Origin of the sequence: Savagea faecisuis (assembly GCF_042675605.1) — a bacterium.
In the GTDB taxonomy this organism is placed as follows: Bacteria; Bacillota; Bacilli; order Bacillales_A; family Planococcaceae; genus Savagea; species Savagea faecisuis.
Genome location: NZ_JBHTJF010000022.1, coordinates 19036 through 31623, shown reverse-complemented (window position 1 = coordinate 31623; position 12588 = coordinate 19036). Strand labels below are relative to the sequence as shown.

Below are 12588 nucleotides of genomic sequence, written 5' to 3'. Positions count from 1 at the left end.
ATGCGCACGACGATACAATATTCAACTGTTGCTCGTTCAATCGATAAATTGTCCGCAGCCCATACGACAGATATTCATGAACTCCAACTTTCTTTAACTTCTATTGAGAGCGCAGAACGTTCATTTTCCTTTACGTCCATTATCGATGTTTCTTACAAACCGTTCTCAGACGGGTCAGGATTTTTATACGTCCATACGGATGAAGGTGTATTTTCCTTTCACGTCATCGAAAGTCCAAATACGTTTATTCAAACATTCAAAAAAATTACGAAACGCAAATGAAGAAAGGAAGTTACGACATGAAATGGCATGAAAAATATGGGAAGATTGGCTTTTTCGTCGGATTGACGACGCTCGTCCTTCTCATACTCGGCGTGCGAACGATACTCGGAGTCGAACTCGGCTGGAAAAACTATTTAGCCTTCTCGATATTCGCTTTTACCGTCGGCGTCATTATGACATTGCTTTTATTTTATAAATGGATGATCGCTTTTTGGATTTTTTCCGCTGGGCTCTTCATCGGATTTTTAGAAATGTACCGCAACTTTTTATTTTCCAACGCTGAACATGCGGACTCTTTAGGTATGCTCGGTTTGTACAGCATTTCCGCCCTCGGTTGCGGTCTTGCCGTCATCGTTCAACTCATTCAAATTTTAATGAAACGAACGTAAAAAAAACGCATACACCCGGATACGAAGCCACCAAAAAAGTCTTTTTCACTTCGTTTTTTCTAAAAACTGTTGATTTCCGCTACAGGCGGACGCTTTCCACGGGCACGGCCTCAGCCTCGGGCCTACAGGACATAGATTAGGTCATGTAGTCAAAATTGTAACGCCCGGGGTCTTCGGCTCGTGCTATTCCCGTAGGAGTCGCCACCTTTCGCTCCAATCAACAGAATATACTTGGTCATAAGGAAAAGAAGCTAGTTGTTCGATTTTGAACAACTAGCTTCTTTTTATTTTAAAACAACAATTAGTCATTGTCGGTTATTCAGTAGCTGCATCCGATACGGATGTATGCATTTTTTGTTATCCTCTGTCACAAGCTGATTTTAATTTAATTTGTTTGCTTCGAAGTTGACCGCAAGCTGCGTCGATATCCGCTCCATTTTCGTAGCGGACACCGCTTTGAATTCCACGATTTTGAAGCATTTTATGGAATTTTTCAATCGCTTCTGTTTTGCTTCGTTTATATTGGCTATGCTCATCTACTGGATTGTACGGAATTAAGTTCACATACGCTAAATGACGCATCTTTTGCAATAAGTTCGCGAGTTGTATCGCTTCTTCTGGATGATCGTTGACATCGTCGATTAAAATGTATTCAAACGTAATACGACGGTTTTTCTTACTGATGAAATAATCTACCGCGTCCATCACTTCACGAATCGGGAACGCTTTATTAATTTTCATAATGCTCGTGCGCAATTCGTCATTCGGCGCATGAAGCGAAACCGCTAAGTTAATTTGAATATCTTCATCCGCAAACTCGCGAATTTTTGGCGCAAGTCCACTCGTCGATACTGTAATGTGACGCGCTCCAATCGAAAGGCCGTCTTGGTCGTTCACGACGCGTAAAAAGTCCATTAAATTCGTATAGTTATCGAACGGCTCTCCGATTCCCATGACGACGATATGGCTGACGCGCTCTTCTTTTCCAACTTCATCTAAATGATGTTGAACGTTCATAATTTGCTCGACGATTTCACCTGCGGTTAAGTCGCGGCTTTTGCGCAATAGTCCGCTCGCACAGAAGCTACAGCCGATATTACAACCGACTTGTGTCGTCACACATACCGAATAGCCGTAAGGGAATTTCATTAAAACTGTTTCAATTAAATTGCCATCGTCCAAACGGAATAAAAATTTAATCGTGCCATCTTGCGACACTTGTTTCACTTCTTGTTGAAGAGATGTAATATAAAAATGCTCTTCCAATAGAGCACGCATCGATTTACTTAAGTTTGTCATTTCTTCGAATGATTTCACACGTTTTACATAGAGCCAATCCCATAATTGTTTCGCACGGAATTTTTTCTCCCCACGTTCAAGTAACCAATCTGTTAACTGCTGTTGTGTCAAACCGTAAATGGCTTGTTTCATTATTTCTTCCTCTTTTCTTCTCTTTGCTGTTGAATGCGCTGTTCCATTTCTCGTTTCGCATTATTCCATCCGCGCACGAATGAAGCGACGTACGTCAAAGACAAAACGACGAATAAAACGGCAATCCACGTCATGCCGCTCGTATACGCAAAATAAGCGGAAACGAGAAGTAAAACGGTCATTACGATTTCCATCATACCGTTGCACCTTCTTTTAACATTCTGTTCAACAGTGTAACATGAATCACCAATCGGTGGAAACAATTGGACGAGAATTTACGCATGTTTTCTCAACAAATAAAACGTGTAGCCATATGAATAGGCTACACGTTTCGTTAGACGAGCGCTTCGTCCAAACGTTTGAAAAATTCATCCATCTGTTCATCCGTTCCGATCGAAATGCGTAAATAATTCGCAATGAGCGGATCTTTAAAATGACGGACGAGCACTTTTTTCGCTTTTAATTGCTCGTACAATCGCTCTGCATCGATCCCGTCTTTTTTCGCAAAGACGAAGTTCGCTCCAGACGGCAACACATCGAAACCTCTTTTTTCTAAAGCGGCTACTGTTTCTGTGCGCGTTGCGATGACCGCTTGTCGTTTCTCTTCGAAATAGTCCGTATCGCGAAACGCTTCTGTTGCGCCTGCTAATGCGAGTTGGTCGATCGTATACGAGTTGAATGAATCTTTTATACGCACGAGTCCTTCGATCAGTTCAGGTTGACCGATCGCAAGACCGACGCGAAGTCCCGCGAGCGCTCTCGATTTACTCGTCGTTTGAATGACGAGTAAATTTGGATATTGATCGATAAGTGATACCGCAGATTCCCCACCTACTGCAAAATCGATATACGCTTCGTCTACGATGACGACGACATCCGGGTTCGCTTCGAGCACGCGCTTCACTTGTTCAAGTGGCCAGTAAATGCTCGTCGGCGCGTTCGGATTCGGGAAGATAACCCCCGCTTCCGCATCGAAATAATGTTCCGCACGCAATGTAAAATCATCTTGTAACGGAATCGCATCAAACGGTATATTAAACAACTTTGAATAAACCGGGTAAAAACTGTATGAAATCGCTGGGAATTTCAATGTTTTTCCTTCTTCAAAAAAAGCATAAAAAGCAAAGGCAAGCACTTCATCTGAACCATTTCCGACGAAAACATTTTCCTTTTTCACACCGTTTACTTCTGCGATGGCTTCACGCAATTCATCGGCAGTCGGTGACGGATATTTTTGCATATCGCCTGTCGCTGTGTTCGTAATCGCTTTAATGACACGTGGACTCGGCTTATATGGATTTTCGTTCGTATTTAATTTTATAACATCTGGATCATTTAATTGTTCACCAGGTACGTACGGATTCGTCCGTTTGACGACTGGCGTCCAAAATTTACTCATCTCACTCTCTCCTTTTACGGTCTACGTTCGCGTAAGACGCGTTTAATATCATCGACGTCGATGTCGAGTTCCGCAATTAATACGAGCGTATGGTAAACGAGGTCGGCAATTTCATTCGTCACTTCTTCAAAGTCACGATTTTTTGCGCCGATGACTACTTCTGTCGACTCTTCGCCTACTTTTTTCAAAATTTTGTCGAGTCCTTCAGTAAATAAGTACGTCGTATATGACCCTTCTTTCGGGTTCGCTTTGCGATGCTTCACTTCATCCGCCACTTCATAAATGACGGTGCGTACCGATTCAAATTCGATGACGGGTTTGAAGAAACAAGAAGTCTCTCCTGTATGACAAGCAGGTCCCGCTGGTTCGACCGTCACTAAAATCGTATCTCCGTCACAATCTACTGAGAGTGATTTCACACTTTGCGTATTGCCAGATGTTGCGCCTTTATTCCAAAGTTCTTGACGGGAACGGCTATAAAACCATGTTTCTTTCGTTTCAATCGTCTTTTGTAACGCTTCTTCGTTCATATAAGCAAGCATCAAAACTGTTCCCGTACGTTCATCTTGTACGATGGCTGGAACGAGTCCATTTGCGTCATATTTAATGTCCATTTTATTCATCCTTCACTGTAAGCCCTGCTTCTTTTAAGGCCTTTTTAATATCTTGAATTTTCACTTCATCAAAGTGGAATACGGATGCGGCGAGTAAACCGTCCGCTTGACCATCTGTTGCCGCTTCGATAAAATGTTCTATCTTCCCTGCGCCACCACTTGCGACCGTCGGGATTGATACACGCTCTTTAATGGCGCGCATGAGCGGAATATCGTAACCGTCTTTCACACCGTCTTCAGCGATGCTGTTAATGACGAGTTCGCCTGCTCCGAGTGATTCCATCTTTTCTACCCATTCGAGCGCATCGATGCCTGTATTTTCACGTCCACCTTTTGCAAATACGCGCCATACACCGTCTTCATCACGGTCGATATCAACAGAAACGACTACTTTTTCGCTGCCGATCGCGTCTGCAATATCGCGTACGATGTTTGGGTTTTGAATCGTTATACTATTGATCGACACTTTATCAGCACCGAGTGCGATTAATTTTTTCACATCTTCTACTGTGCGAATTCCACCGCCGACGACGAATGGTACGGGAACTTCTTTCGCGATTTCTTCAATTAAATCGTAAAATAGTCCGCGTCCTGTCGTTGAAGCGGAAATATCGTAAAAGACGAGTTCATCTGCACCTTCCGCGACGTATTTTTTCGCTTGTGTAAGTGGGTCTGCTACTTCTTGAACGTCCATAAACTTGCGGCCTTTGACGACTTTACGATTATCGATATCTAAACATGGGATAATTTTTTTCATGCGTTTTGCTCCTCAATTAGTTTTTGTAATGAGAGTGCTCCTTCATATAACGCTTTTCCTATAATCGCTCCGTATAAACCCATCTCGCGCAAATCGCGAATATTTTGTTCCGTTGATACACCACCTGAAGCGATAATGTCGATCGATGTCATATCATCGATTTCTTTCAATTCTTCCATATTCGGCCCTTGCATCATGCCATCTTTCAAAATATCTGTATACACGACCGTCTTCACACCGATCGCTTCTAGTTCTTGAATGAGATCTGTCGCTTTCGTCGTGCTCGTTTCCGTCCATCCGTCCGTTGCGACATATCCGCCACGAGCATCGATCGATACAGCAATTTTATCACCATATTTTGCGACCGCTTCTTTTAAAAACTCAGGGTCTTCAATCGCCGCTGTTCCGATAATGACACGGGATACTCCATTTTCGATATGCTGCGTCACTTTGTCCATCGTGCGCACACCACCGCCAACTTGTACCGGAACATTCACTCCTTGTACGAGATCGCGAATTGCGTTCATATTCGGTGTATCTCCACTTTTCGCTCCGTCTAAATCGACGACGTGGATAAATTCGCCACCTTCACGCTCCCACTGTTGTGCCATCGCTGTCGGTGAGTCATGGTAAACTGTCTCCTGGTCATAGTCCCCTTGTGTGAGACGGACACATTTACCGCCTCGAATATCAATTGCTGGAAATAAAATCATCTTGTTCTTCCTCCCTATTCTAAAAGACCTTTCGTCGACGGTACGCCGTCTTGCAACGGATCAATTGCACTTCCTGCTGCGAGCGCTCGTCCGAATGCTTTAAAAATCGCTTCAATAATGTGGTGTGTGTTTTTTCCGTAATGTAAGTTAATGTGGAGTGTGACACGTGAATGGCTCGTAAACGCTACGAAAAACTCTTCCACTAATTCCGTATCAAATTCCCCAACTTTATCTTTCATTCCTTCTACATTAAAGACGAGGTACGGTCGGCCGCTAATATCTAATGTGACATTCGCTAACGTTTCATCCATCGGCATCGTAAATGTGCCGTATCGTGTAATGCCGACTTTATTGCCAATCGCTTCGTAAAAGCATTGCCCGAGTGCGATCCCGATATCTTCTACCGTATGGTGCTGGTCCACTTCCAAATCGCCATCACATAATACGTCCAAATCGAAACGGCCATGTTTCGCAAAAAGTGTTAACATGTGATCGATAAAGCCGACACCTGTTTGAATATTCGTTTTACCTGTCCCGTCGATCGCGAAGCGTAAATTAATGCTCGTCTCCTCTGTCGTACGGCTACGTGAAGCTGATCTCATTGAAAAAACTCCTTTCGAATTAAGACTGATTTCGCATGACCTGTCAATTGCTCCGCATTGGCGATCATTGCGACCGCATCTGCTTCACGCATGAAAGCTTCTTCTGTATAGTGAATGATGCTCGACTTTTTCATAAAGTCGTACACACCTAGTGGTGAAGCGAATCGTGCCGTTCCGCTCGTCGGTAACGTATGATTCGGTCCCGCAACGTAATCACCGAGCGCTTCTGGTCCATACGGTCCGAGGAAAATCGCACCTGCATGTTGAATCTGTTGCATCGAACTAACCGCATCTTCATTCATCAACTCTAAATGTTCAGGTGCGATGAAATTAATAATGTCATGCGCTTCTTCTATATTGTTAGCGATAATGATACGACCGAATTGCTCAATCGAAACATTCGCAATTTCGTAACGTTCTAATTGCTTCACTTGTTCCGCTACTTCTTTTTGCAATTCTTCCGCAAATGAATCACTCGTCGTCACGCAAATCGCATTCGCCATTTCATCGTGCTCCGCTTGTGACAATAAATCCGCTGCTGCAAAAGAGACATTCGTCGTGTCATCTGCGAAAACACAAATTTCACTCGGTCCTGCAATCATATCGATCGCGACATCACCGAACACCCATTTTTTCGCACGCGCTACGTATTGATTGCCCGGCCCTGTAATTTTGTCGACTTTCGGAATCGTTTCAGTTCCGTAAGCGAGCGCCGCAATCGCTTGTGCTCCTCCTACTTTAAAGATCGTATCCGCTCCTGCCAACTTCGCCGCTGCAATAATAGAAGGTGAAATGTTCCCTTCACGGTCTGGCGGTGTCACGATGTAAATTTCTTTCACACCTGCAATTTTTGCTGGCAACACGTTCATTAATACGGTAGAAGGATATACCGCTTTACCACCTGGTACGTAAATGCCGACCCGTTCAATCGGTGTCACTTTTTGGCCAAGTGTCACACCTGGTCGCACTTGTTCAAACCACGATTTTTCTTTTTGGAGGCGATGGTACTGTTCAATTTGTTCTTTCGCTGTCGTCAAAGCACCTAAAACATTCGGATCGACTTGGAACATAGCGCGCTCCCACTCTTTTTCTGAAAGCTCCAAAATATCTAGCTTCGCACCGTCAAACTGCTCGGTATAGCGGAACAATGCTGCATCTCCTTCTTTTCGAACGGTTTGAATAATGTTTAATACTGTATCATCAACCGACGACGTTAAAGCACTCGTTTCTAATGCGCGCCGGCGTTCTTCTTTAAACGCTTCAGCTGTTACGATCTTCATTCATTTTCGCCATCCCTTCTCGCAATTGCTTAATCATCTTTTGAACTTCTTCCGTCTTCGTTGCATACCCTGCTTTGTTCGCGATGACACGTGCGCTACTTTCAGCGATTTCTTCTAAGACGACGAGTCCGTTTTCACGCAATGTATTTCCTGTTTCAACGATATCAACGATGACGTGCGACATGCCGATTAACGGAGCTAATTCAATCGAACCATTCAATTTAATAATATCCGTTTGACGTCCTTTTGACTCAAAATATTGCTTCGCGATATTCGGGTATTTCGATGCGACGATAATTTTCGGACGCTTTTCCATCTCTTCTTCTGGAAATCCAGCTACCGCAATTTTACAACGACTAATTTCGAGATCTAACAGTTCATAAACATCTTTCGCATCTTCCATAATGACGTCTTTACCGACGATTCCGATATCTGCAGCTCCTGTTTCAACGTAAGTTGGGACATCGACTGCTTTCACTAAAATGAGACGCACTTTTTTCGAATCGTCCCAAATGACGAGCTTGCGCGTATCTTCCGTAAACTCTGAAAATTTAACCGACATTTCTTCCAATATCGCTAATGTTTGTTTCGCTACGCGGCCTTTCGCGAGCGCTAAAGTAATTTCTTTCACGTTACATCGCTCCTTGCTTATCGATAAAGTAAGCGATACAATCATCGATTTGTTCAAATCGTTCTGTCGTTCCATTAAATTGAAGTGTAATCTCTTCTCCTAATGTCACAGTATGTATCGTTTCAAGAATGGCATTTTTTCCGATCACCGCTTCAAAATTACGATTGCGTAATTCATTCGCAAGTTGTACCGCTTCTTTTAAATATGCTTGTTCTGTAATGATCGTAATTTCAATCGCTGTCGAATCTTCTTTCACTGCGGATACTGCTTCCATTAAACGATCCAAATCAAATGCGAATCCGACTGCTGGGAATGATGCGCCGAAACGCTCTCCTAATTGGTCGTAGCGTCCCCCCATTAAAACTGGCTTTCCGACACCGTCGACATAAGCTTGGAAAATGAGATGTGAGTAGTAATCCATACGATTAATTAACCCGAAATCAAAAACGACATGTTGTTCTACCCCGAACAATTGTAAGTAATCATTGACGTCCTTTAAATAATCGAGTGTCGCTTTCACCGCTTCGTTCGAGACGTACGGCTGTAATCGTTGCGCGATCGTTTCAAAGTTTCCGTAGTACGTTGGAATGTTGGCGATAATGTTCGCCGTCTCTTCGTCGAGGTTCAATGTTTGAATATATGTCGCAAGTTCCGCCATATTTTTCGCTCGCACGTACGATTCAATTTTTTCGACTTGCTCTTCTTGTAAAGCAAACGGTGCTAATAAATCTTTTAAAAATGTCGCAAAACCGATTTCGAACTGATGTTGTGTCACGTTTAAATCGTCGAGTGCATGCGAGGCTAAAGCGATCGTTTCAGCATCGATTAAAGGGCTGGATGGATTGAAACATTCGACACCCATCTGCATTTTTTCAATCGATTCACTCGCTTCAAACGATTGGCGAAACACTTCTTCTACATAATAGTAACGCTCGTAAGATGGGGAAATCGCAAGCTCCAATTGTTTCGCATATTTGTAAGCAATCGGCAATGTGACGTCCGGTCGCACGACGAGCAATTCTCCATCATAGTCTGTCACTTTAATCGTTTCTTTTAAATTCATTTCTGTTTTCACATTCGCATACAGTTCGTATCGTTCAAACGCATCGACTTTCAATTTTTCATAACCGTACGTTTCAAAACGGTTCGCAATCGTTTGTACGATACGCCCGTACTTCTTTTCATTTGGTAAGTTAAACAATTCACTCGCCCCTTTTACTTTATTGCTTTACTAGACTAAAGTTATATAGTACTATAAAGCTTACAGAAACAGTTGTCAATAGAATTGGAGGAAATTAAATGTTTGATTATCATATGCACACTTCTTTCTCTGCAGACAGTCGTGCCGACATGCAAGAAATGATTGAAACAGCGATTGCAAAAGGCTTAACAGAAATTTGTTTCACCGAACATATCGACTACGATTACCCGGACGACACGATTGTTTTCGACTTAGATTATGATGCGTATACAGAAACGATCGAGCGTTACAAAAAACAATTTCAAAACGATATTACGATTAAAAAAGGGGTCGAACTCGGGATTCAACCTCATTTATTCGAACGTTATGATGCATTGATGGCGAACACGTCTTTCGATTTTGTCATTTGTTCCATGCATACGGTCGAAAATAAATCACTCCATTACGGCGAAATCTTTGAAGGTCGTACGTTAGATGAAGCGTTCGCTGTTTACTATGATGAGTTTTACCATTGCTTACAACATTTCAAAGATTACAATGTGCTCGGCCACGTCGATCTCATTAAGCGCTATGCGAAAGAAACGACACCGAACTTATTCCACGACGAACTCGCCGCAATTTTTGATTTAATTATTCCTGAAGGAAAAGGAATTGAACTCAACACGTCAGGAACACGTTACGGATTATCGCACAACTTGGCGAGCCCCGATGTCCTTCAATTGTACAAAGATCGTGGCGGGGAAATAATTACGCTCGGTAGCGATGCACACCGTCCTTCTGAAATTGCGCATGAATTTCGTGAGTCACTCGATTTATTACAGTCGATTGGATTTAAATATGTGACAACTTTTGAAAATCGCAAGCCCTTGATGCATAAAATTACAAGTTTATAAGACGATATAACAAAACCTTCTCGCGCAACATCGAGAAGGTTTTGTCTTACATGTAATGGTTCGTTTAGTGAATACCGTGCGTCAACATCGCGTTCGCTACTTTTAAAAATCCAGCGACATTCGCGCCCATTACTAAGTTGCCTGGTTCACCGTACTGTTTAGCTGCATTCGTACAGCTATCATAAATGTTTTTCATAACGTTATGAAGTCGTTCGTCAACCTCTTCTGTCGTCCATGAAAGACGCATACTATTTTGCGACATCTCCATCGCAGAGACAGCTACTCCACCGGCGTTCGCTGCTTTCGCTGGTGCGAATAACACGCCCTTCTTTTGGAAATATTGAATCGCTTCGATAGAAGAAGGCATATTCGCTCCTTCTCCGACCGCTTTGACACCGTTTGCGACAAGGGCTTTTGCGCTTTCTTCATCCAGTTCGTTTTGAGTTGCACATGGAAGTGCGATATCGCATGGAAGCTCCCAAATTTTCGAGCAGTCCTCCACATACGTTGCCTCTGGATAATACTTTAAATATTCGTGAATTCGTTTTTTATCAACTTCTTTAATTTGTTTCACAACATCCAAGTCAATTCCTGTCTCGTCGTAAATGTAACCGCCTGAATCACTACATGCGATCACTGTCGCACCGAGCTCCATCGCTTTTTCCATCGCATATGTCGAAACGTTCCCCGATCCTGATACGATGACACGGCTATCTTGGAACGATAATTCATTTTCACGTAACATCTCATCGACGAAATACACTAATCCGTATCCTGTCGCTTCTGTACGCCCTAAACTACCGCCTGAATCAGGGTGCTTCCCTGTAAGGACCCCCGCTTCATAGCCACCGTTCAAACGGTTATAATGACCGAACATGTAGCCAATCTCACGTCGTCCTACTCCGATATCCCCCGCTGGTACGTCTTCATCAGGTCCGATATATTTATGTAGTTCCGTCATAAAACTTTGTGTAAAACGCATAATTTCACGGTCTGATTTTCCTTTCGGATCGAAATCAGCCCCCCCTTTACCAGCACCGATCGGCTGTCCAGTGAGTGCGTTTTTAAAAATTTGTTCGAACGCTAAAAATTTCATAATACTATTATTAACCGATGGGTGGAAACGTAATCCCCCTTTGTACGGTCCTAAATCGCTGTTAAATTGCACACGGAAACCACGGTTGACATGGACTTTACCTTGATCATCTTCCCAAGCTACACGAAACGAAATCGTACGGTCTGGCTCAGTAATACGTTCAAGGATCCCGTCTCTTATATACTCAGGATGTTGAGCGAATACCGGACGTAGCGAATCAAAGATCTCTCTCGTCGCTTGTAAAAACTCTGTCTCATTGCTATTGCGTTGTTTAACGAGTTCATACACTTCGTGGACGTAATCGTTCGCGCGCTTGCGTTGTTCCAGTTCTCTCGGCGTTAAATTTGTCATTGCGCTTCATCCCTTTCTTTTTATCTTCTTTTAAAGCGAATATTCTGACCTTTAAAAAGAAGTTGTCATTCTATTCTTTATATTATCATTGAAGAAAGCTCTGTACCAATATTTATTTAAAAATTTAGTGAATTTTAACATGATTTCTTGTCAAAACGTTCGCTTTTTCACACTTCTGTAAAACAATTCAGGTATACTGAACGAAGAACATACATTGATGAAAGGGGTTCTGTTCATGTCAACAAAACAAGTACGAGTCGCACTTTTCGATTTTGACCAAACATTTTACAAATACGAAACATTTTCTTTACTTCAAAATCATTTGAAGCATGACGAACAATTGAAAGATCGCTACAAACGCTTTTTTAACCCGACATTTCTTCCTTACATGCAATATAAAATCAAATTAATGCAACCGGAAAAAGCTCGACGTATCGCGATGCAAAATTATTCGAGCGCATTAGACGGTGTATCAGAAGAAGACGTCCGCTCCTTTTTCCGAAAATTAAAGCCGACGATTGAAGAAGGTGTTAATAAACAACTCGCAAATCTCGTTGAAGAGAATGCGAAAAATGGCATTCGTTCGATTCTCGTTTCAGGCGCATTCATCCCATTTTTAGAAGAGGTGACGGGCGATTATGCATTCGATGCTATTTTAGGTTCTGACATTCCATTCGTAGACGGAAAAGTTGATGGAAATGCGACGATCACACACGTGCAATCCGACTTAAAAGTAGACGCAATCCACGACATTTTACAAGGAGTCGACGTCGATTGGGAAAATAGCTTCGCCTTCAGCGACCGCTATTCCGATTTACCGATGCTCGAACTCGTCGGCAATCCAGCAGTCGTCAATGCGGAGCCTCGCTTGAAAAAACACGCTTTAGAACGCGGATGGATTTATATCGACGCATAAAAAAACATGTTTAAAGTTAGACTTAAGTCTTCT

General features: G+C 42.7%; 15 protein-coding genes. 4 read left to right on the top strand and 11 right to left on the bottom strand.

Going from position 1 to position 12588, the window contains the following annotated elements; all coding sequences use genetic code 11:
- Positions 1-282, top strand: coding sequence for a hypothetical protein (locus ACFQ0V_RS04915; protein ID WP_381010431.1), 282 nt, complete (start codon positions 1-3; stop codon positions 280-282).
- A 17-nt stretch (positions 283-299) separates the two neighbouring features.
- Positions 300-671: a hypothetical protein gene (locus ACFQ0V_RS04910; RefSeq protein WP_194561217.1), complete on the top strand. Its 372-nt coding sequence runs from the start codon at positions 300-302 to the stop codon at positions 669-671.
- Between the two features lie 357 nt (positions 672-1028).
- Here the strand turns inward: ACFQ0V_RS04910 and rlmN are convergent, their stop codons facing one another.
- The 10 genes from rlmN to ACFQ0V_RS04860 form a co-directional block, all read right to left on the bottom strand.
- Positions 1029-2105: a 23S rRNA (adenine(2503)-C(2))-methyltransferase RlmN gene (rlmN, locus tag ACFQ0V_RS04905; RefSeq protein ID WP_381011844.1), complete on the bottom strand. Its 1077-nt coding sequence runs from the start codon at positions 2103-2105 to the stop codon at positions 1029-1031.
- Positions 2102-2299, bottom strand: a complete 198-nt coding sequence (locus ACFQ0V_RS04900) for a hypothetical protein (protein ID WP_381010429.1) — start codon at positions 2297-2299, stop codon at positions 2102-2104. Before ACFQ0V_RS04900 ends, rlmN begins: the two co-directional genes overlap by 4 nt.
- Positions 2300-2436: 137 nt before the next feature.
- Complete coding sequence (gene hisC / locus ACFQ0V_RS04895; protein WP_381010427.1) at positions 2437-3501, bottom strand: histidinol-phosphate transaminase; 1065 nt, start codon at positions 3499-3501, stop codon at positions 2437-2439.
- A gap of 14 nt (positions 3502-3515) precedes the next feature.
- Positions 3516-4124 carry a bifunctional phosphoribosyl-AMP cyclohydrolase/phosphoribosyl-ATP diphosphatase HisIE gene (gene hisIE / locus ACFQ0V_RS04890; RefSeq protein ID WP_194563541.1) on the bottom strand — a complete coding sequence of 203 codons (609 nt, stop codon included), beginning with the start codon at positions 4122-4124 and terminating at the stop codon, positions 3516-3518.
- Positions 4117-4872, bottom strand: a complete 756-nt coding sequence (gene hisF, locus ACFQ0V_RS04885; protein ID WP_381010425.1) for an imidazole glycerol phosphate synthase subunit HisF — start codon at positions 4870-4872, stop codon at positions 4117-4119. The genes hisIE and hisF overlap by 8 nt, the downstream gene beginning before the upstream one ends.
- Positions 4869-5585, bottom strand: a complete 717-nt coding sequence (hisA, locus tag ACFQ0V_RS04880; RefSeq protein WP_381010422.1) for a 1-(5-phosphoribosyl)-5-[(5-phosphoribosylamino)methylideneamino]imidazole-4-carboxamide isomerase — start codon at positions 5583-5585, stop codon at positions 4869-4871. Before hisA ends, hisF begins: the two co-directional genes overlap by 4 nt.
- Positions 5586-5599: 14 nt before the next feature.
- The gene (hisB, locus tag ACFQ0V_RS04875; RefSeq protein ID WP_381010419.1) at positions 5600-6187 is read right to left on the bottom strand and encodes an imidazoleglycerol-phosphate dehydratase HisB; all 588 of its coding nucleotides are present in this window, start codon (positions 6185-6187) and stop codon (positions 5600-5602) included.
- Positions 6184-7467 carry a histidinol dehydrogenase gene (hisD, locus tag ACFQ0V_RS04870; protein WP_381010416.1) on the bottom strand — a complete coding sequence of 428 codons (1284 nt, stop codon included), beginning with the start codon at positions 7465-7467 and terminating at the stop codon, positions 6184-6186. Before hisD ends, hisB begins: the two co-directional genes overlap by 4 nt.
- Positions 7448-8098: an ATP phosphoribosyltransferase gene (hisG, locus tag ACFQ0V_RS04865; RefSeq protein ID WP_381010413.1), complete on the bottom strand. Its 651-nt coding sequence runs from the start codon at positions 8096-8098 to the stop codon at positions 7448-7450. The genes hisD and hisG overlap by 20 nt, the downstream gene beginning before the upstream one ends.
- 1 nt (position 8099) lies before the next feature.
- Positions 8100-9299, bottom strand: a complete 1200-nt coding sequence (locus tag ACFQ0V_RS04860) for an ATP phosphoribosyltransferase regulatory subunit (RefSeq protein WP_381010411.1) — start codon at positions 9297-9299, stop codon at positions 8100-8102.
- A gap of 98 nt (positions 9300-9397) precedes the next feature.
- On the opposite strand from ACFQ0V_RS04860, the gene ACFQ0V_RS04855 reads away from it, so the two are divergent.
- Positions 9398-10192, top strand: a complete 795-nt coding sequence (locus ACFQ0V_RS04855; protein ID WP_381010408.1) for a histidinol-phosphatase HisJ family protein — start codon at positions 9398-9400, stop codon at positions 10190-10192.
- A gap of 64 nt (positions 10193-10256) precedes the next feature.
- Here the strand turns inward: ACFQ0V_RS04855 and gdhA are convergent, their stop codons facing one another.
- Positions 10257-11639: an NADP-specific glutamate dehydrogenase gene (gene gdhA / locus ACFQ0V_RS04850; protein ID WP_381010405.1), complete on the bottom strand. Its 1383-nt coding sequence runs from the start codon at positions 11637-11639 to the stop codon at positions 10257-10259.
- Between the two features lie 235 nt (positions 11640-11874).
- Here gdhA and ACFQ0V_RS04845 point away from each other — a divergent pair, with 235 nt between their 5' ends.
- A complete protein-coding gene (locus ACFQ0V_RS04845) occupies positions 11875-12555 on the top strand; it encodes an HAD family hydrolase (protein ID WP_381010402.1) in 681 nt (226 codons plus the stop codon).
- Positions 12556-12588 lie beyond the last annotated feature (33 nt).

Bases quoted from the DNA above. Each gene is read 5' to 3' on its own strand.
- ACFQ0V_RS04855 (WP_381010408.1), top strand. From the start codon at position 9,398: ATGTTTGATTATCATATGCACACTTCTTTCTCTGCAGACAGTCGTGCC.
- hisC (WP_381010427.1), bottom strand. From the start codon at position 3,501: ATGAGTAAATTTTGGACGCCAGTCGTCAAACGGACGAATCCGTACGTA.
- hisF (WP_381010425.1), bottom strand. From the start codon at position 4,872: ATGAAAAAAATTATCCCATGTTTAGATATCGATAATCGTAAAGTCGTC.
- ACFQ0V_RS04900 (WP_381010429.1), bottom strand. From the start codon at position 2,299: ATGATGGAAATCGTAATGACCGTTTTACTTCTCGTTTCCGCTTATTTT.
- hisA (WP_381010422.1), bottom strand. From the start codon at position 5,585: ATGATTTTATTTCCAGCAATTGATATTCGAGGCGGTAAATGTGTCCGT.
- ACFQ0V_RS04845 (WP_381010402.1), top strand. From the start codon at position 11,875: ATGTCAACAAAACAAGTACGAGTCGCACTTTTCGATTTTGACCAAACA.
- hisIE (WP_194563541.1), bottom strand. From the start codon at position 4,124: ATGAATAAAATGGACATTAAATATGACGCAAATGGACTCGTTCCAGCC.
- gdhA (WP_381010405.1), bottom strand. From the start codon at position 11,639: ATGACAAATTTAACGCCGAGAGAACTGGAACAACGCAAGCGCGCGAAC.
- hisD (WP_381010416.1), bottom strand. From the start codon at position 7,467: ATGAAGATCGTAACAGCTGAAGCGTTTAAAGAAGAACGCCGGCGCGCA.
- ACFQ0V_RS04910 (WP_194561217.1), top strand. From the start codon at position 300: ATGAAATGGCATGAAAAATATGGGAAGATTGGCTTTTTCGTCGGATTG.
- ACFQ0V_RS04915 (WP_381010431.1), top strand. From the start codon at position 1: ATGCGCACGACGATACAATATTCAACTGTTGCTCGTTCAATCGATAAA.
- hisB (WP_381010419.1), bottom strand. From the start codon at position 6,187: ATGAGATCAGCTTCACGTAGCCGTACGACAGAGGAGACGAGCATTAAT.